Annotated in this window: 16 protein-coding genes and 1 pseudogene; 7 read left to right on the plus strand and 10 right to left on the minus strand. The window is 65.1% G+C overall.

Annotation, left to right across the window (positions count from 1 at the left end; genetic code table 11):
• Window positions 1-15: 15 nt before the first annotated feature.
• From QX071_RS29800 to QX071_RS29815, 4 genes and pseudogenes are all read right to left on the minus strand, one after another.
• On the minus strand, window positions 16-762 hold the full coding sequence (locus QX071_RS29800; protein WP_315705587.1) for a Crp/Fnr family transcriptional regulator: 747 nt from the start codon (window positions 760-762) through the stop codon (window positions 16-18).
• Window positions 759-3,908 carry a CheR family methyltransferase gene (locus tag QX071_RS29805; RefSeq protein ID WP_315705586.1) on the minus strand — a complete coding sequence of 1,050 codons (3,150 nt, stop codon included), beginning with the start codon at window positions 3,906-3,908 and terminating at the stop codon, window positions 759-761. Before QX071_RS29805 ends, QX071_RS29800 begins: the two co-directional genes overlap by 4 nt.
• A 202-nt stretch (window positions 3,909-4,110) precedes the next feature.
• On the minus strand, window positions 4,111-4,362 hold the full coding sequence (locus QX071_RS29810) for a hypothetical protein (protein ID WP_315705585.1): 252 nt from the start codon (window positions 4,360-4,362) through the stop codon (window positions 4,111-4,113).
• Window positions 4,363-4,503: 141 nt separating this feature from the next.
• Window positions 4,504-5,031, minus strand: a pseudogene (locus QX071_RS29815) (chemotaxis protein CheB); the annotation flags it as partial.
• Between the two features lie 115 nt (window positions 5,032-5,146).
• Here QX071_RS29815 and QX071_RS29820 point away from each other — a divergent pair.
• On the plus strand, window positions 5,147-5,542 hold the full coding sequence (locus QX071_RS29820; protein ID WP_315705584.1) for a response regulator: 396 nt from the start codon (window positions 5,147-5,149) through the stop codon (window positions 5,540-5,542).
• A 324-nt stretch (window positions 5,543-5,866) separates the two neighbouring features.
• On the opposite strand, the gene QX071_RS29825 is transcribed toward QX071_RS29820, so the two are convergent.
• Window positions 5,867-6,088, minus strand: coding sequence for a hypothetical protein (locus QX071_RS29825; protein WP_315705583.1), 222 nt, complete (start codon window positions 6,086-6,088; stop codon window positions 5,867-5,869).
• Window positions 6,089-6,765: 677 nt separating this feature from the next.
• Here QX071_RS29825 and QX071_RS29830 point away from each other — a divergent pair.
• Window positions 6,766-10,065 carry a TRCF domain-containing protein gene (locus QX071_RS29830; protein WP_409998288.1) on the plus strand — a complete coding sequence of 1,100 codons (3,300 nt, stop codon included), beginning with the start codon at window positions 6,766-6,768 and terminating at the stop codon, window positions 10,063-10,065.
• Window positions 10,066-10,142: 77 nt separating this feature from the next.
• Window positions 10,143-10,553 (plus strand): hypothetical protein, encoded by a 411-nt coding sequence (locus QX071_RS34155; protein ID WP_409977829.1) that lies wholly within the window; start codon window positions 10,143-10,145, stop codon window positions 10,551-10,553.
• A 54-nt stretch (window positions 10,554-10,607) separates the two neighbouring features.
• On the opposite strand, the gene QX071_RS29840 is transcribed toward QX071_RS34155, so the two are convergent.
• Window positions 10,608-10,910, minus strand: coding sequence for a hypothetical protein (locus tag QX071_RS29840; protein ID WP_315705581.1), 303 nt, complete (start codon window positions 10,908-10,910; stop codon window positions 10,608-10,610).
• 756 nt (window positions 10,911-11,666) lie between these two features.
• On the opposite strand from QX071_RS29840, the gene QX071_RS29845 reads away from it, so the two are divergent.
• The 4 genes from QX071_RS29845 (at window position 11,667) to QX071_RS29860 (ending at window position 15,571) form a co-directional block, all read left to right on the plus strand.
• On the plus strand, window positions 11,667-12,671 hold the full coding sequence (locus QX071_RS29845) for an aliphatic sulfonate ABC transporter substrate-binding protein (protein WP_315705580.1): 1,005 nt from the start codon (window positions 11,667-11,669) through the stop codon (window positions 12,669-12,671).
• Window positions 12,672-12,741: 70 nt separating this feature from the next.
• Complete coding sequence (locus tag QX071_RS29850; protein WP_315705579.1) at window positions 12,742-13,365, plus strand: nitroreductase family protein; 624 nt, start codon at window positions 12,742-12,744, stop codon at window positions 13,363-13,365.
• Window positions 13,366-13,468: 103 nt separating this feature from the next.
• Window positions 13,469-14,764, plus strand: a complete 1,296-nt coding sequence (locus tag QX071_RS29855; RefSeq protein WP_315705578.1) for an O-acetylhomoserine aminocarboxypropyltransferase — start codon at window positions 13,469-13,471, stop codon at window positions 14,762-14,764.
• Between the two features lie 3 nt (window positions 14,765-14,767).
• Window positions 14,768-15,571, plus strand: coding sequence for an alpha/beta hydrolase (locus QX071_RS29860; protein WP_315705577.1), 804 nt, complete (start codon window positions 14,768-14,770; stop codon window positions 15,569-15,571).
• On the opposite strand, the gene QX071_RS29865 is transcribed toward QX071_RS29860, so the two are convergent.
• The 4 genes from QX071_RS29865 to QX071_RS29880 form a co-directional block, all read right to left on the minus strand.
• On the minus strand, window positions 15,540-15,995 hold the full coding sequence (locus QX071_RS29865) for a hypothetical protein (RefSeq protein WP_315705576.1): 456 nt from the start codon (window positions 15,993-15,995) through the stop codon (window positions 15,540-15,542). The two genes, QX071_RS29860 and QX071_RS29865, sit on opposite strands and share 32 nt — an antisense overlap.
• Before the next feature lie 3 nt (window positions 15,996-15,998).
• A complete protein-coding gene (locus tag QX071_RS29870; RefSeq protein WP_315705575.1) occupies window positions 15,999-16,772 on the minus strand; it encodes a transglycosylase SLT domain-containing protein in 774 nt (257 codons plus the stop codon).
• Between the two features lie 30 nt (window positions 16,773-16,802).
• On the minus strand, window positions 16,803-17,342 hold the full coding sequence (locus QX071_RS29875; protein ID WP_315705574.1) for a YbjN domain-containing protein: 540 nt from the start codon (window positions 17,340-17,342) through the stop codon (window positions 16,803-16,805).
• Between the two features lie 68 nt (window positions 17,343-17,410).
• Window positions 17,411-18,166 (minus strand): hypothetical protein, encoded by a 756-nt coding sequence (locus QX071_RS29880; RefSeq protein ID WP_315705573.1) that lies wholly within the window; start codon window positions 18,164-18,166, stop codon window positions 17,411-17,413.
• Window positions 18,167-18,172: the final 6 nt, after the last annotated feature.

An 18,172-nucleotide genomic window follows, 5' to 3' on the forward strand; every position in this document is an offset into this window, starting at 1 on the left:
ACCCGGCAAGACTCATCAACCCGGCACACGATAGTGCAGATAGTCCGGGTTGAACAAGGCCGCGTCCTTGAGCGCGTCGAGATCGTGGACCGTCAGCGTCCGCTCCCGCAGCACGATCAGGCCGGACGAGCGCAATTCCTGCAGCGTCCGGTTGACATGAACCACCGATAGCCCGGTCGCGTCGGCAAGGTCGGTCTGCGTGATCGGAAATGCGCAACTGTCGCCATCCAATAGCCCGACCGGCCGCAGCCGCTCGATCACCTCGCACAGGATATGCGCGACCCGCTCGAATGCGTCGCGGCGACCGAGATTGAGCGTCCACTCGCGCTGGATCGCCGCGTCGGACAGCGTCTCGCACCAGAAGGCCTCGCCGAGCACGCGGTCAGCGGCGACCAGAGACTCGAAACGCTCGCGCTCGATCTCCGCATAGACCACCGATGTCAGCGCGGAGATCGAATGGTCCATCCACTCCAGCAAATAGATTTGCGCGTCACAGGTATCACCAGGCAGCGCCAGGTTGACAATCTGTCGCCGCCCGTCTTCGAGCGATTTGTAGCGGGCAGCCCAGCCCGAGAGCATCATTCGAATCCGGTCCGCCGGATCGCCCTCGCAGACCAGCTCCTGTCCGGCCATCGCCGTGATGATGCGGCCGCGAATGGCATCGTCGAGCATGGCCGCCGTCTCCGGCGAAATCTTGCGGAATGCACTCAGGCGACGGATGACGACATCCGCCGTCCGGTCGCTCGTGCGCGCCGTGCTCATGTCACCTGGTCAGGGCCGGGCTTTTGGACGATGACCCGGCTCAGCGGCAACGTGATCGAGAAATGCACGCCGGTCGGGCTGAACATCAACGCGCTTTTGCCCTTGAACTCAAAGCCCAGCGTCCGCTCCAGGATCTCCGTTCCAAAACCCTTCCGCTTCGGCGACTTCACCGGTGGACCTCCCTTCTCGCGCCAATCGAAATTCAGTTCCGGCGGGGTGACGCCCTCGTCGATGCGCCAGCTGATCTCGACGCGTCCGGCAGGTTGGCTGAGGGCGCCGTACTTGACCGCATTTGTTGCCAGCTCGTGAATCGCCAGCGACAGCGTCTCAGCCGCTTTCGGCTGCAACCTTATCGTCGGGCCGGAGATGCGCACCTGTTCGCCTTCGCGCGCATTATAAGCCATCAGTTCGTCGGCGAGCAGATATTCCAGATCGACGCCCACCTCGGGATCGCGCGTCACGGCCGCCTGGGTGCGCGCCAAGGCGCCCAGCCGGCCATCGAGATGGGCGGAATATTCTTCGACCGTCGAGCTCGTCTGCGCGGAACGCCGCGCGATCGAGCGCACCACGCCCAACGTGTTCCGCACGCGATGCTGCAGCTCGGCGAGCAGCAGCCGCTGACGTTCTTCCGCTCGCGTGATCGCGGTGACGTCGATGAAGGTGATTACGACGCCGGCGATGAAATTGTCGATGGAGCGATAGGGCAGCATGCGCACGATATAGCGCTTGCCGCTGTCCGGCGCGGTCAGTTCGCGCTCGGCGCTGGCCAGCGTCCGCAGCACCCGACGGATATCGTCGTAGAGGTCCTCGATCGGAATCCTCGCCTTGATGTGGGCAATCGGACGGCCGACGTCCGTCTCCACCAGATGCAGCACCTGCGTGATCGCCGGGGTGAAATTCATCACCCGCATGTCGTTGTCGAGAAACACGGTCGCGATCTGCGTGCTCTCCAGGAAGTTCTTCAGGTCGCTGGTCGCACGCGTCAGCTCCTGGACCCGGTGCGCAAGCTCGCCATTGACCGTGGTGAGCTCCTCGCGCGAGGTCTCGAGCTCCTCATTCGCCGATTGCAGCTCTTCGTTCAGCGACTGATATTCCTCATTGGAGGATTTGAGCTCCTCGTTGGAGCTCTCCAGCTCCTCGATCGTCGCATGCAACCGCTCGCGCGTGGCGCGCAGCTCGCTTTCGATGCGCTCGACATGCTCGCTGCGCACCAGCGAATTCGCGCTTCCGGACGACGCCGAGGACGGCCGCAGCGCGCCGTCCTTGAACAGCACGATGAAGCTGCGCTGCCCTTCCGGCGCGTCGATCGGCTCGACCGTGATGTCGACCCCGACCGTGTGGCCGTTTACCCCGAGCAGCACCTGATCGGTGTGCGACGGTTCGTTGGTGTCCCGCGCGCGGCTCAAGGCGGTTCGCAACTCCAGCCGAAGGTCGCGATGCACGAGGCCGAGCAGATCCAGCGTGGCGGCGCCGGCGGTCGGCTCGATGAAGCGCCCGGTGCGGCCGGAGAAATGCAGGATGTGAAAACTATCGTCGGTGATCACATAGGCCGGCGCGTAGCGCTCGGCGATGCGGTGCGCCTTGCGTTCGAGCCCGACATCGGAGCCGAAGCTCCGGGCCGGCGGCAGCTCGACCGAAGTCCGCGCGGCCGTCGTGGTGATAGGGAATTCCGGCGGCAGCCGCGTGCCGTTATCGAGCTTCTTGAAGATCCGGGCGCGGCGGTCGACCGGAGCAAACAGCTTCGGATGCCGCGTCACGTTCTCCGAACTGCCGAGAAACAGAAAGCGCTCAGGCAGCAGCGCGAAATGAAACAGTGGAATCACCAGGTTCTGCAATTCGGCATCCAGATAGATCAGCAGATTGCGGCACGAGACCAGGTCAAGCTTGGAGAACGGCGCATCCTTGATGACGTTGTGCTGGGAGAAGATGCACATCTCCCGCAACTCTTTGACCACGCAATAGGTGTCGCCCTCGCGCACGAACCAGCGCGCCAGCCGTTCCGGCGAGACGTTGGCTTCGATGTCGGTGCGGTAGCGGCCGACCCGGGCGGTGGCGAGTGCCCGGCTGTCGATGTCGGTTGCGAAGATCTGCACCGAAGGCGGCGAATGAAGCTTCGCAAGATGTTCGCACAGCAGGATCGCGATCGAATAGGCCTCCTCGCCAGTGGCGCAGCCGAGCACCCAGACACGGACCTGCTGGCCGGCCTGCTTGCCGTCGAAGATTTGCGGAATGACCTGCTGCTCGAGCACGTCGAACTCCCGCTGGTCGCGGAAGAACTCGGTGACCCCGATCAGAAGATCGTTGAAGAGATGCTGGACCTCGTCCTGGTCGTTGCGCAGGAAATCGACATAGGCCGAGATCTCGTCGATCTGAACCACCTGCATGCGGCGCTGCACCCGGCGCAGGAAGGTGTTCTGCTTGTAGCCGTGGAAGTCATTGCCGGTCTTGTTGCGCAGGATATCGACGATGCGGTTGATCGAGCTGGCGGCGGCCGCAAGCACTTCGTCAAAGCCTTGCCGCTCTTCCAGACGCCGCAGATGGCGGGCATAGACCGTGATGTGATCGGGAATGTCCTCGGCCGGGAGCACGAAATCCGCAATGGCCGCAGGCGTGCTGCCGTCCATCGACCCGTCGCTCTCGTCTCCGGCGACGTGCTCGGCGATGGCAAGCCCGCCATGGTTCTTCAGCGTGGCAACGCCGAGCGTGCCTTCTCCGCCGGTGCCGGACAGGATGACCCCGATCGACTGTTCGGCCCGCCCCTCGGCGAGGGACACCAGGAAGCTGTCGATGGTTGCCCGCTCACCCGGCGCCTGTTCGGCCGGACGTACGCCGAACCGGTCGCCATGCACGGTCGCGATCATGTTGGGGGGACAAAGATAGATCGTCTGCCCCTCGATCTCGGCTCCATCCGCCAGGTTTTTCAGGGTGACGCTCGTGAACGGCCGCAGCACGGCGCGCAGCCATTCCTCATCCAGCGCTTCGCGATGCTGCAGCACGAGCACGACCGCGAGATCATTGCCGAGCGCCAACTTCGACAGGAACCGCTCCAGGCTGCCGGTGTTGCTCGGCGAGGCGCCGACCCCGACGATCAGCGGCCGCCGCCCTCTGGGCGGTTCCACCGACTGAGATTGACCACTATTCGTCATATCTTGCGGTATATACTAATCGTGCCTCAGTCGGACAGAGGTGAAAATCAGCTCGATCAATATGCAAGCGGAATAACGGTTCCGCACTCCAGACGTCGCAACCGGTCGACGCAGGAATTTCGCCAATGGCCGCAACTGCGCCTTTGCCCGGTCGGAGTCGGGCCTGCAATTCCTGAAGCTGGCTCCGCCCGATAGTTGAAGCCTAAGTTGATCCGGCCGCGCGTCGTCGTTTGAGATAGGCGATCCTCTGCTCGATCATGGCGCGGTGCCGCTCCCATTCCGCCAGATTGTCCCGCAGCAAGGCGGCCAACCGCACGGCTTCCGCGTAACCCCGGCCGGACGCCTTCAATTGCAAGACCAAGCCCTCCTGTTTGTGCAAGCGTGTCCAGCCTGAGGCGATATCGGCTTCGCTCTTGCGGAGCTGGTCTTCTTCGCTGCGGATATCGCGGTTCACCTGCCACTCGGCAGGACAAGATGCAGCGCTCGCCATGTTGCATCACCCTGGCCGTCGAAGTGGATCGAGCAACTGCAGCGCCATCTGCCCGATCAAATCGGCATATCCTCGATATTCGATCGCCCCGCGCCGCGTACATCCGCTACCGGGCAGACAGAAATCGATGGAACTCGCCTCCATGGCGTGCCGCGGCATCTCGTCGGCAACCGCATCCGACGGATGCTGCACCACGGCCACCCCGCCACATCGCTTAATTGCGTTGAGGCCCGCCGCACCATCTGATAAAAGTCTGCTGAGGGCCACGCCGATGACGCGAGGTCCGTAATGCAGTGCCGCAGAGCGAAATAGCGGATCGATGGCCGGACGGACCAGGTCCTCACGCGGACCGTGGCCGAGCATCAGGTGACCGTCTGCAATCAGCAAGTAATGATCCGGCGTAGCCAGATAGACGGTGCCATTCTGGATCGGCAAGTCGTTCGCAGCCTGCGTGACGGGCAGCTTGCCGGTGGCGCGGGCGACGGTCGAGAGAACACCGTTCCCTCGTGCCGGGACGTGCAGCACGACAAACACCGCCGACGGCACATCGACGGGCAAGCGCCCGAGAATGTCTTTCAGGGGCACAGTCGCCCCTGAGGAGCCACCGATGACGATGATGTCGCGGTTGGGCACAATCAGGATCCTTCCATGTCGGCTTTCGGAACCCACGGGTTCCTAAGCCGTTTTGCATAAGGTCTGGACCCGGCGGATGTTCCTATTGAGCGCGTGCCGACGACAGGAGAGCCTCATGGGGCAAGGCACACCCATTGCGCCGACGAATCCACTGGCGGGAAAACGCATCCTCATCGTCGAGGACGAATATTTCCTTGCCGATGACCTCGCCGATGAATTCAGGCGCCTTGGCGCCGACGTGATCGGCCCCGTCTCGGAGGTTGTCGAAGCCCAGAAGGCTCTGCAATTGGGCCGGCCGATCGACGCTGCGCTGCTCGACATCAATCTCAGGAGCGAGATGATCTTTCCTTTCGCCCGCGCGCTGCGCGAGCGGGACATCTTCTTCATCTTCACCACTGGTTATGACAAGACATCGATCCGACCTGAGTTCGCCGACGTCCCGCTCTGGGAAAAGCCGCTCGACATCCGCGCCTTCACGAAAGGGGTTGCCGAACTCTTGAAGGGGCGGTGATCCTTTCCTTGTGCTTTCCTTGCGCGAGGACGCGATCTCAGCGCTCCTGCCGGGCCGGCACCACAGGCGACGGCAGTCCGAAGACGAAGCGGCTATCAGCCCGATGAACGCCAGCGCCAACATTTGCTTGAACGGCTCCGCAAAGGGAAGCGAAGATGGGCATTGGCTCAGAATCGTCGATCAAACGCTCGTCAACTCGTAACATAAGCCCATCGCGATCAGACGGCCCCGAGAATCCGTCTCAAGATCGCGACACGTCGGCGACGAACCGCCCACCGGCATGGCCGCGACCTCACAGGGGCACGGCCCGAGACGCTGGACTCATCAGCGTCGCGGTGGGTATCGGGTCGGCCCTCGCAAGAACTCCTCGAGTTGCGCAATGGCTTCCGCCTCTCGTGCCCGCCTCAAGAGACGCGCCTGATCGGCGCCTGGCGGCAACTGCTTTGCCGCATCACGTGCTTCACGTGCTGACTTTAGGAGACGCTCTCCGAGGGGAGTCGCCTGTTTGAAGCGACGGCGCCGCTTCTTCTGAGTTTCGATTTCCATCCAAACATGACCACGTTGCGACCTCAACCTGCTCGGAACTTACAGTCCGGCTAACAACCTGCATCAACATAGGTAAATCGGCCCACGATCCTGGTCGGCGCGCGGCTCGTCACCGTGCAGGCAAATGGGTCATCCAGCGGACTAACATCGTCGAGCGTTTTGCCCGCCAGGGGAACGGCCGCAGTGCTCGCAGCCGGCGGACCGATCGACTTGCCGGCTGTGCCCGTCGTTACGCACCCGGATGACGAGATCCTGGCGATCGACGGCCAGCTCCGAACTTTTCGGCATCTGACGATCATTCAATTGACGAACGGTGTCCCAGCGAGCGATCGATGCGAGGCAGTTCGGCTTCGCCGGAAATGCTGCCTATGCGGCTGAGCGCGAGCGGGAGGCGCGGAGCGCCTACGCGCTACTCGGCCTGCATTGCCGGCGTATTCGTCTCGATGCGCCCGATCAGGAGAGCATCTCTTGCGCGCGGCGCTTGACCGACCGCCGTCGGCTTGCGTGACGTCCATACGAACCAAGTGCAAGCCGAAGGCCGGTTCCTATCGAGCAGCGGGGGGCATGCTCTCTGCGGCGGGCTTGCTGCCGGTTGTATTTGCGCCTGGCGGTCAAGACTTGTAGTAGTCGACTCTCACAGCGGGAACTCCGCTGCAACCGCGGTGTTTTCCTTCCAGATGGGCAAGCCTGCACGCGCGCCAAGTTCAAGAAAGGCCGGAAGAGCCGGCAAGCGCGCGCCATCCGCTCAACGGCGCCAGGCACTGTCATCCGCCGCGCCGACCGGACTGATCGCGCTTCATTTGCTGAGGGCGTTGGGAAAATCCGGCGCCCGAGGGCTCGTATTTCTCGCAAAGGACGAAGTGCGCGCCGAGCGCCTTGGCGCGATCCTGCACGCGTTTGACCCGAGCTGCGATGTGTTGGTGCTGCCGTGCTTCGACGCGTTGCTCGTCGACGAGGTCGAGCCGTCGCGGGAGACCACGGGCCGCCGCGCGAGCGTCTTGCGGCGGCTCGCAGCGCGAGCCGCCCCGCCGCTTCTGATAGCCACGGTTGATGCCGTGCTGCCGCGTGTGCCGCAGCCGCAGGCCTGGTCCAAGGCCTGCCTGCGGCTTGCGGTCGGCCAGCCGATCGATGTCGATGAGCTCCGGCGGTTTCTCACAGAGGCGGGCTATGAGCTCGACGAGCCGGCCGATTATCCCGGCGGTGTGTTATGTCACGGCCAGACCATCGAGCTGTTTCCCGCCGGCGCCTTGGGTCCGGTGCGGATCGACCATGACGACGGCTTGATCCGTGCCATCCACACCTTCGATCCGGTGCATCAGACCGACCTCGCCAGCCTCGATGCGCTGGTGCTCGATCCGATGTCGGAGCGCAACCTGCTTGGAAATGGCACGACCGGCGCTGGCATCTTCACCTATCTGGATGGCGTCAGGATCATTGCCGATGCCGAGGTGCCGGTGCGCGCGGCGGCGCGGCTCGCCGCAATCGAGGAGAGCGGCGATGCGCGCAGCCGAGAAGCGACCTTTATCGGCCGACGCGAATGGCAGGAGGTCATGCGTGGTCTGGCGGTGTTACCGGAATCATCGACGCTCGAATCGATCCCCAATTTCTCGCGCGAGACATCGGCGCGCACGGCGCTGCGCCGCTTCATCGCCGCGGCCAAGCGGAGCGGCGCTCGTCTGCTGTTCGCCGCCGCCATCGAGCAGGACCTGCAGCGGATGGAGCGTCTCGCCGGGCTCAAGACGCTACGTCGTGCAGACTGGGCCGGCGCCTCGCGTCCCCCTGCAGGCAAGGTCACATCGCTGCTGGCCGACCTCGATACCGGGTTCAGAACCGGACGCACGCGGCCACTGCTGGTCGTCGCCGCAGCCGATGTGCTCGGCAGCAGGGCGCATCACCTGCAGCCGATGGCGCGGCAGAACCCGACCGCCGCCGACGCCGCAACCCGGCCGGCGCTCGGAAGCGCGGTCGTTCACCTGCAGCGCGGACTTGCGGTGCTGCAAGGTCTCGAGCGGCTGTCGGCGCCCGACCTCAGCGAACGCGAGATGGTACGCCTTGCCTTCGCCGTTGATGAAGCCGTCCTGGTGCCCGTTGGCGAGCTTGCGCTGATCTGGCCTTATGCGAGCGATGCAAGCGGGATCCGGCTTGACGACGCCGATGGGCACTCATGGGCCGCGCGCTGCCTGGAAGCCGAACGCGAGGTCGACCGGACAGCGCAGACGCTGTCCCAGGCGATCCAGGCACGGCGACAAACGAAGGCACCGCGGCTCGTGCCTCCGACCGCCGACTACGAGCGCTTCGTCGCCCGCTTTCCCTATTTCGCAACGCCCGATCAGGCCGCGGCGATCGAGGATGTGCTGAACGACCTCGCCGCCGGCCGTCCGATGGATCGCGTCGTCTGCGGCGATGTCGGCTTCGGCAAGACGGAAGTGGCGTTGCGCGCCGCGGCGGCGACCGTATTCGCCGGCAAACAGGTCGCGCTCGTCGTTCCGACCACGGTGCTCGCCCGCCAGCACGTGCTGACATTCCAAAAGCGCTTCGCCCCGTTCGGGATCGCGGTCGGCCATCTGTCGCGCCTGACTGCCGCCGCCGAAGCGCGATCCGTGAAACAACAGCTGCGCGACGGCTCGCTGCAAATCGTGATCGGCACCCACGCTCTGGCCGGAAAGGATATCGCCTTCGCGGACCTTGGACTCGTCATCATCGACGAGGAGCAGCATTTCGGTGCGGCCGACAAGGACAAGCTGTCGGCGCTGCGTGCCGGCGTCCACACCTTGACAATGAGCGCTACGCCGATCCCCCGCACCATGGCCGCCGCCATGGTGGGCCTGCGCGACTTCAGCGTCATCGCCACCCCGCCGGTGCAGCGGCTGCCCATCGTGACCAAGGTCTCGCCCCTGCTCGATTCGACGCTGACGATGGCGCTGCGGCGCGAACAGCGGCGACACGGCCAGAGCTTTGTGATCTGCCCGCGCATCAGGGATCTCGGTCCCATGCAGGAACGGCTGCATTGTAGCGTACCCGAGTTGCGCGTTGTCGTCGTCCACGGCCGGATGCCGGCGCAGGACATCGACGATCGCATGATGCGGTTCGTCGGCGGTGAGGCCGACGTACTTCTCGCCACCGACATCGTCGAGAACGGCCTGGACATTCCGCGCGCCAATACGATCCTGATCTGCGCACCCGAGCGCTTCGGACTGGCGCAACTGCACCAACTGCGCGGCCGGGTCGGACGCGGGAGCACGCGCGCCTTTGCCTATCTGCTCACCGATGCGCCCGGTGAAGAGGCGCAGAAGCGAATTGCCGCGCTTCAGGAGCTGAGCCGACCGGGAGCCGGATTTCAGATCAGCGCACGCGACCTCGACCTGCGCGGGGCCGGCAATCTGTTATCGGAACAGCAAGCAGGCCACGTCCACGTGTTCGGGCCTGCGCTCTACCATGACCTGCTGGCGCGGGCGCTGCAGGGCCGCCCGCGGCGTGCTTCCGACATGTGGATGCCGGAGCTGCGCATCGAAGTGCCAGCGCTGCTGCCCGCAAGCTATGTGCAGGACGAGGCGACGCGGCTCGACATCTACACCAGGCTGGCGAGGGCGGAGAGCCCGGCCGAGCTCGGCGAGATCGAGGATGAAATCGAGCTTCGCTTCGGGGCGCTGCCGCCGGAGGTTTCGAACCTTCTCGACATCGCCGACATCGGGCTGTCCTGCCGCGCGCTCGGCATCACCAGGATCGATGTCGGGCCGACCGGCATAGCGGCGCAGCTGAGGCCGGATGCGCCGGTTGCGCCGTCATCGCGCCTCATCACGCGCAGCCGCCACCGGCTGGTCTACAAGCACCGGATCAGCAAGAGCCAGATGCTGCAGACCGTGATCCAGTTCATCAACGCGCTCAAGACGCGTCGGGCGCGCGCGCCGCTGCGGCGAACCACCTCCCGCGCGCAAAAGACGGGCCGCCCCGCCACCGCGATCGGCGGGTCATCGTAAGCCGCGCCGCACCGGCGGGTACGCCGTTGGATAAGAACCTTTGCCGGCGGTGGCCGTTGCATCGGCAAATCACGGAGATGGAGACGATCATGGTCGATACTCGCCAGGTACTCGCAGACTTCGTCGTTCGCAAGGCGTTCGATCCGGTGCTGCACGCCAAGCCGAGCGGACGGTCGGCCACCAACCATCATAAGATAAGGCAAGCCAAAAGTATGAGGTGGGCCGAGCAATCTCAGCGCGAGCCCGGAACGCCATCCGCGCCCCCCGCGTTCGATCCAGAACGTTCGACGACGGAGCTGAGCATGGTCAAGGACACGACGAAGAACGATCCCAGAGAAACGCCGAACGACGATCCGAGGGAACGCACGGATTGGCCGAGCAACAAGCAGACCGACAAGCCGTGGCAGGGCAATCCCGAGAAGGACCGGATCGCACCCGATCGCCCCGATATCGATCTGGAGAAGTGGAAGCGCGCGAATACCAGCTGACGGATCGCATGCAGGCTTGCCGCGGCTATGAATGCCGCGACCATTCGATTCGCGTCAGCCCACCGTCTCCGCCAGGACCGATGGCCGCTGCAGCTGCGACGGCGTTGCAGCTTCGATCCATCGCGTCACCGGCGCAAGGTCGTCGCGGGCATTGCGATAGGCTCGGATCTGGGAGTCGGCCGGGCTGCATGACGATCTGGCAGCGCGCGAGCTCGTCCACACAGCCGGGCGCCCTCGGCGTCGAGGCATGATCCGCTCGACCAGCCGGACCAGCATTTCCTGGCCAGTCACGGGTCCGTCCTCGGCCACCAGGATGCAGTCGGCGCCGTAGCGCTGCGCGCGTGATCTGTTCTCCACCGCAATCGCACGTTCGCGCGTTGCCGACGCCTTCGGCGTTCTCAAGGTGGAGATAGAGATGGCGGGCGAGCGCGCTCAACCGGTCTGACGTGCGGCTGCACGAAAGGCGAATATTTCTATTTCTTTTTTTCAGAAATCATGCTATCCATGGCCATCCCGCACCCGGTACAAGGGGCGCTTCGCGATCGTCACGAACGTTGGGCGCGGGACGCGGTGGACGCATCAGGTTGCAGCACGCAAGCAGCGTGCGGACGGAACAACCTTGTTGCGGACGTGAAGTCGTGTGGTCCCGGCATCCCGGTGCTGATGCCCGCGCAACGCGTCAGCGTTGTCGCGACGCGATGATGCTTTGCATCACGCGGATGGGGGCAAGAAAGCCGGTCCCCAGGGAGATCACGTATAAGCGTTAAAACCATCGTGCAGGGAATGCCGGGATGTCTCGGCTGAACCTGTGGTGACTGCCGCCTGCTTTTTTTTCTGCAGGCGGGCCATGGGTGCGGCCAGCGCCCGGCATTCCCTGCGCCCTCGTTTTTCCGAGGGCCGGACGGCAGCAAGACTCGGACGCAAATGGCGCCGCGAGACTGCGAAGCCGTGGCTTCGCGCGGACGCGCAAGAACATAATTCTCGCGCAATCACCCGATGAAGAATTTTACTCTTCCATTGCCCCAATCAGTGAAATTGCACCGGGGGCACTGCTCCTGCAAATGATGCCATGAAAAGGTGGCACGCTGAATTCACCGCCGCCGGGAGACTTTCATGATATTCGCTCTCATATCCATCGGCTCGGCCGCCCTCGCGCGGTCTACCCTCATCCGGCGAGGGCTGCTCGCGGCCGTCTTCGCTTTGCTCGCGATCTCGGCGTTGGCGAACCCCGCCGCGGCCGAGGACATCCGGATCGGCTACCAGAGATCATCGACCCTGACCGCGATCCTCAAGGCCAATGGTGAATTGGACAAGGCGCTGGCGCCGCTCGGCATCAAGGTGACCTGGCACGAATTCTCCAGCGGCCTGCCGCTGCTCGAAGCGATCAACATCGGCAGCATCGATTTCGGCGCCGACGTCGCCGATACCGTGCCCGTCTTCGCCCAGGCCGCGGGCGCCAGGCTCGCTTATGTCGCCGAAGAAGCCGCCTCGCCTTCGGCGCAGGCGATCCTGGTGCCGACTGCTTCCCCCATCAGGTCGCTGGCTGATCTGAAGGGCAAGAAGATCGCGGTCACCAAGGGCGCCGGCAGTCATTATCTGCTGCTCGCGGCGCTCGCACGCGCTGGTCTCAGCTTCAAGGACATCACGCCGGCTTATCTGCCGCCCGCCGACGGCCGCGCCGCTTTTGTCAGCAACAATGTCGATGCCTGGATCGCCTGGGATCCGTTCCTCACCAGCGTGACCAGGCAATCGGGCGCACGCGTGCTCGCCGACGGCTCGGATGGGCTTGCGAGCTACAAGCGCTATTACCTCGCTTCCGCGGATTATGCCGATCGCCGCGCCGATACGCTGAACGTGATCTTCGTCAAGCTGGTCGAGACCGGGCAATGGGTGAAAGCCCACCCGGGTGAAGCCGCAAACCTCTTGGCCGGGCTCTGGGGCATCGATGCGGCCACGGTGGAGGAGGCCAACAGCCATCGCTCCTACCGGGTCGGTGCGGTGACGCCCGCGGGCCTGACCGAACAACAGAAGATTGCCGATGCGTTCTTCGCCGAGCACCTGTTGCCGGCGAAACTCGACACCACTGCGATCAAAATCTGGACACCGAAGGCGCCGTGAGGTTCCGGCGTGATAAGAGGTCCCGTCCCGATCCGGGTGCGGGGCACAGGTAAGAGCAAAGGAGACCACCGTGACTGCCCATCTCATCCCGCCGACCGACCGGACCGCCGACCATCCGGCCCATCGTCTGTTCGTTGACCGCTGGTCACCGCGCGGCTTCAGCGACGAAGCCATTCCGGCGGCGGAATTGTTGACCTTCTTCGAAGCGGCGCGCTGGGCGCCCTCCTCCTACAATTCGCAGCCGTGGCGCTTCCTTTATGCTCTGCGCGGCCAGCCGGAGTTCGACACCTTTCTCGGCCCGCTGGTCGAATTCAATCGTGGCTGGGCGCAGCACGCGGCGGCGCTGGTCTACGTGCTCTCCAAGAAGACGTTCACACCGGCCGGCAAGACCGAGCCGGTGGTCTCGCGCACCCATTCCTTCGATGCCGGCGCCGCCTGGGCCAATTTCGCCCATCAGGCCGCACTCTCCGGCTGGGTCACCCATGGCATGAGCGGCTTCGATGTCGAGGCCGCGCAGAAGGCGCTGCAGGTGCCGGATGATTTCGCGGTCGAAATCGCCGTTGCGGTCGGCCGTCAGGGCGACGGCGCGCAGCTGCCGCCGCAGCTGAAAGAGCGGGAAAAGCCGAGTCCGCGCCAGCCGGTCGCCGCGTTCGCCGCAGCCGGCCTGTTTCCGCAGCGCTTCGCGGGAGGCTGATGAACTTCGGGGCGGCGATGCTCAGCAGCGCCGCCCCTGACGCTCTGCTGCAATTTGTGGCACAAGGGATGCTCCATCCGCCGTTCGAATCCGCGAGTCCAGCATGCCAGCGCCAAAACCACCCGCCTTCGAGACCTTGAGCCTGCATGCAGGCCAGCATCCCGACCCCACCACCGGCGCTCGCGCGGTACCGATCTATCAGACCACGTCCTACGTCTTCGAGGATGCCGAGCACGCGGCCGCGCTGTTCAACCTGGAGCGCGCCGGTCACATCTATACGCGGATCTCAAACCCCACGACGGCCGTCCTCGAAGAGCGGCTGGCCGCGCTCGAAGGCGGCGTCGGCGCGGTCTGCACCGCCAGCGGACAGGCTGCGTTACACCTGGCAATCGCGACACTCTTGAACGCCGGCGACCACATCGTCGCCTCCGCCTCGCTCTATGGCGGCACCATCAACCTGCTCGCGCACACCCTGCCGCGCTTCGGCATCACCACCAGCTTCGTCAAGCCGCGCGATCTCGACGGCTTTCGTGCGGCGATCACGCCGAAGACGCGGCTCGTGCTCGGCGAGACCATCGGCAATCCCGGGCTGGAAGTGCTGGACATCCCGAAAGTGGCTGAGATCGCCCATGCGGCCGGCATTCCGCTCCTGATCGACAACACCTTTGCGACGCCCTATCTCAGCCAGCCGATCGCGCTCGGCGCCGACATCGTCATGCATTCCGTCACCAAATGGCTCGGCGGCCACGGCATCGCGATCGGCGGCGCGATCATCGACGGCGGCAATTTCGATTGGCGAGCCTCCGGCAAGTTTCCGCAGCTGACCGAGCCTTATGCCGGCTACCACGGCATCGTCTTCGACGAACAGTTCGGGCCGGCCGCCTTCATCATGCGCGCCCGCACGGAGGGCTTGCGCGATTTCGGCGCCTGCATGTCGCCGACCAATGCCTTCCATCTTTTGCAGGGCGTCGAGACGCTGCCCGTGCGCATGGAGCGCCACGTGCAGAACACGCAGGCCGTGCTGGAATTCCTGGCGAGCAGCAAGGCAGTCGAATGGGTGCTGCATCCTACGCTGGAAACTCATCCGGACTATCAGCTCGCCAAGAGTCTGCTGCCGCGCGGTGCCGGCTCGATCGTCTCCTTCGGCATCAAGGGTGGCCGCGGTGCCGGCCGCAAGTTCATCGAAAGCTTGAAGCTGATCAGCCATCTGGCCAATGTCGGCGACGCCAAGACCTTGGTGATTCATCCTGCCAGCACCACGCATCAGCAGATGGACGCTGCGCAGCTTGCAGCAGCGGGAATCGGCGAGGAGCTGGTGCGGCTGTCGGTCGGAATCGAAGCGGCCACCGACATCATCGACGATCTCGGACAGGCGCTGCGCGCCTCACAGAAGGTGTGAGCCATGCAGCTCTCCATTGACGGTCATGAGGTGTTCGTCGGAACCGGCGGCCGCAGCTTCGACCCCGCCCTGCCCGCGGTCGTGTTCCTGCACGGCGCGGGCTTCGATCATTCCGCCTGGGCACTGCATGATCGCTGGTTCGCGCATCACGGCTTTGCCGTGCTGGTGCCCGACCTTCCCGGCCATGGCCGCTCGGCCGGGCCTGCGCTCAAGACCATTGCCGCGATGGCGGATTGGGTGGCCGCGCTGCTGGATGCGGCCGGCGCCAAGCCTGCGCATCTCATCGGCCATTCGATGGGTTCGCTGATCGCGCTCGATGCCGCCGCACGCCATCCCGCGCGCGTCACCAAGCTCAGCCTGGTCGGCACGGCAGCGACGATGACGGTCGGGCCCGACCTGCTCAAGGCGGCGGAGGCCAACGATCCCGCGGCGATCGACATGGTATCGATCTGGGGGCTCGGTTATAGCGCCGAGCTCGGCGGCAGCCGCGCGCCGGGCCTGTGGATGCATGGCGCGGCGCAGGCGATCTTGAAGCGCTGTCCGCCGGGTGTGTTGTTCAGCGACCTCTCGGCCTGCAACGCCTATCAGGACGCACTGGGCTCGGCGGGCAAGATCGCGGTGCCGACGACCGTCATCATTGGCGAGAAGGACATGATGACGCCGGCGAAGGCCGGCAAGGCGCTGGCTGCCGCGATCGCAGATGCGCGCACGATCGTGCTGAAGGGTGCGGGACACATGATGATGACTGAGCGGCCCGACGAACTGCTTGCGGCCCTCAGCGGTGCCCCATCCCCGACGGGTAGATGACGGTGGGGCGATACGGCACGGCGGAATGCCCGAAGTTCCTGCCATATTGCTGCTGAACGGCGGGGATGTTCACCGTACCCACCTTGAGATCCGACGACTTCGCGTCGATCGGCGGCAGGTTGAGCACGGGAGGATTGACCTCATCGACCTTGCGCCTCAGCCGCTCGTTGATGCAACCGAACGAGGTGTCGGTTTCGCCCTTGGCCTCGGTGCAACGCCCTTTGTTGCCACCGGCCTGCCCGCCGCCCAGGGCGGGTGCCGCCGTCGCTGCGCCCGGGTTGGAGGGGCTCGGCAGCAGCGGACTTGGCGGCGGCGCATCGACCGTCACCGGCGGCAACGGTCTCGGATCCTGCGCCCGCGCCGGGCTCAACGCCGCGACCAGCGCGACGACGATGATCGCAGGCCTTGCTACGGAGACCAGCATCGCTCACCTCCCACCACGAACCTGCATCACCAGCGTGCTCAGCTTTGTATTCAGCGCGGCGAGGTCCACACGCGCGAGCGCGCCGCCGCCGAGACATTTGCGACCGCAGCCGCCGCCCGCAGCCCTCACCCCGACACTGCCGGGCGCCCCGAAACTCGCAACCGGCACGCTGCCGGTCACCGGAAAGCCGCGCGCCACGAGCTTCGCACGCACGGCCACGCAATAATCGACCGACAGATAGGAGAAGCGCGTCTCGCCATGGCCTGCCCGATATTTCATTGTGGCCGTGCAGAGATCGCCGCCGGCGAGCCGCCACGCCTGCGCCAGATACATCACGCCGTAATGGATATTGGTCTCGGGCACCGCGAGTTCGGTATTGCTGCCGTTGAAGCCCAGCATGCGCGCGGTCGAGGGCATGATCTGCATCAGCCCGATCTCGCCGGAGCCGCCGATCGCATTGGGATTGAAGCCGCTCTCGACCGCCATCACGGCCTCGGCGATCGCCGGCGCCAACCCCTGCTGCCCGGCCTCTTTCGTGATCAGCGCCCGATAATACGACAGCGTATCGCCGCGGTTGATCGACTCATCCGGCTTGGCGGCGGGAACCGATGTCTCGGGCGCGGGGTCGCGCTGGGCAGACGATACGCCGCCCTCGCCCGGCTCGGCGCGCGCCGCGGCGACGATCGTTGCGGCAATCAATCCGAGCGCCGCAGCCGCACTGCGGCCGTAGGCGCATCGCCTGCCTGTCCCGTACGCTCGCTGCCGCTGCGTCCTCATGAGCCCTCCGCGCGCCCGGTTCTGACGCCGCTACTGAACCGTGCGCGGTGCATCGGATTCGGCAATGCGCGAAGGGATCGTTGCGGTCGGCTGCGCGGGCACCGCATTGCCGGTTTGTGCAGCGGGTGCATTCGCTCTGGCAAGATGCGCCAGCTCCTCGCGCAGGAAACCGACAAGCTGCTGCACAAGATGATCCCAGATTTCGATCTGCGCACGGACATGGGTCTGCGTGACGCCGCCGGCCAGCGAGAAATCGAGCGACAGGGCCAGGAACGGCGGGCTCAACTGCAAGCGCGCGAACCGCCGCGTCGCATTCCAGCGGTTGACCACCTCGATCGGCAATTCGCCCTGGACCTGCAGCACCGCGATCAGCGCGACATCGACGAAGCCCTGCTCGTCACCAGCCGAACGATTGCCAGGACGGATGTCGAAAGCGAGTCCGTTGGTTGCGGATCGCAGGTAGGAAACATTGACAACAGGATCGGTCAAAGCCTCGACACGGTAGCCGGCGAGTTGAAACAGGTCGCGCAGGCCATCGAGCGAGAGCTGGGTGATGGTGGCATCGGACATCGAAAACTCCGTCAGCGTCGTTCAATTACGTCGATCATCGTTGGGCCGGCGAACCTATGTCCCCGGCCTCACTGGAGCGTCTCGCGAAGGGTGACCTGCTCGGGCCAGGCGCGGCGATCGGCATCTTGCTGCGGCGAGAGTCCCGGCGGTCGATCGGGTCCCATCACGGCTCGCACGCCGCGGAGGACATCCGGCAGGATCTGCCCAGCCAGGCAGTCGCAGGTCGCAACCCCCATGCGGATGTGCTGCACCGTGGCCCGCAGCGCGGCCGGTCGCCGCCCGCCTGCGAACGCTTGGACGACACCTGACCGGCCGACAACCATGTCACCGCTGAATCTTGCCTCGATCCGCACCGCCGGTCCTCGTGCATCCGCACCCAGCCGGTCGTTGACCGGCAAATTGCGCAGCGTCGCCTGCGCGTCCGCAATCAACAGCTGCAGATGGCGCAAGGCTTCCTCGCCGCCGACCAGATGGTGGTCGAGATGCACGGTGCCGAGCAGCAGATCGGCATCCACCATGATGCTGAAGCGCTCGTCCTCCACCGCCATCGGGATGGACCTTGAGAGCTGCCAACGCGTCACTCTGGCGGCACGCCTGTCGTCGCCGTTGATCACGATGCTGCACTTGACGGTGATGCGCCGGTTACCCGCCTCATCGCGCGTCATCTCATCGCCGAACTGCAGCACGATGCTGCTTCCCACAGGCAGAACATGCCGGCCGGGCGCGACGGCCATCGCGCTGGCAAAACCGCCCGCCGCGAGCAGTGCGCGCATGCGGTCGGCGGTCAGTACCGGCTCGGCTTGTGGTGTCGACGAGACTGACATCGCGCA

Source organism: Bradyrhizobium sp. SZCCHNS1022, assembly GCF_032484835.1.
GTDB lineage: Bacteria > Pseudomonadota > Alphaproteobacteria > Rhizobiales > Xanthobacteraceae > Bradyrhizobium.

What these genes read in the sequence shown, in the direction of transcription:
- QX071_RS29875 (WP_315705574.1), bottom strand. Translation starts at nt 17,342, where the DNA reads ATGTCCGATGCCACCATCACCCAGCTCTCGCTCGATGGCCTGCGCGAC.
- QX071_RS29870 (WP_315705575.1), bottom strand. Translation starts at nt 16,772, where the DNA reads ATGAGGACGCAGCGGCAGCGAGCGTACGGGACAGGCAGGCGATGCGCC.
- QX071_RS29830 (WP_409998288.1), top strand. Translation starts at nt 6,766, where the DNA reads ATGGGCAAGCCTGCACGCGCGCCAAGTTCAAGAAAGGCCGGAAGAGCC.
- QX071_RS29865 (WP_315705576.1), bottom strand. Translation starts at nt 15,995, where the DNA reads ATGCTGGTCTCCGTAGCAAGGCCTGCGATCATCGTCGTCGCGCTGGTC.
- QX071_RS29825 (WP_315705583.1), bottom strand. Translation starts at nt 6,088, where the DNA reads ATGGAAATCGAAACTCAGAAGAAGCGGCGCCGTCGCTTCAAACAGGCG.
- QX071_RS34155 (WP_409977829.1), top strand. Translation starts at nt 10,143, where the DNA reads ATGGAGACGATCATGGTCGATACTCGCCAGGTACTCGCAGACTTCGTC.
- QX071_RS29845 (WP_315705580.1), top strand. Translation starts at nt 11,667, where the DNA reads ATGATATTCGCTCTCATATCCATCGGCTCGGCCGCCCTCGCGCGGTCT.
- QX071_RS29805 (WP_315705586.1), bottom strand. Translation starts at nt 3,908, where the DNA reads ATGACGAATAGTGGTCAATCTCAGTCGGTGGAACCGCCCAGAGGGCGG.
- QX071_RS29820 (WP_315705584.1), top strand. Translation starts at nt 5,147, where the DNA reads ATGGGGCAAGGCACACCCATTGCGCCGACGAATCCACTGGCGGGAAAA.
- QX071_RS29860 (WP_315705577.1), top strand. Translation starts at nt 14,768, where the DNA reads ATGCAGCTCTCCATTGACGGTCATGAGGTGTTCGTCGGAACCGGCGGC.
- QX071_RS29800 (WP_315705587.1), bottom strand. Translation starts at nt 762, where the DNA reads ATGAGCACGGCGCGCACGAGCGACCGGACGGCGGATGTCGTCATCCGT.
- QX071_RS29880 (WP_315705573.1), bottom strand. Translation starts at nt 18,166, where the DNA reads ATGTCAGTCTCGTCGACACCACAAGCCGAGCCGGTACTGACCGCCGAC.
- QX071_RS29855 (WP_315705578.1), top strand. Translation starts at nt 13,469, where the DNA reads ATGCCAGCGCCAAAACCACCCGCCTTCGAGACCTTGAGCCTGCATGCA.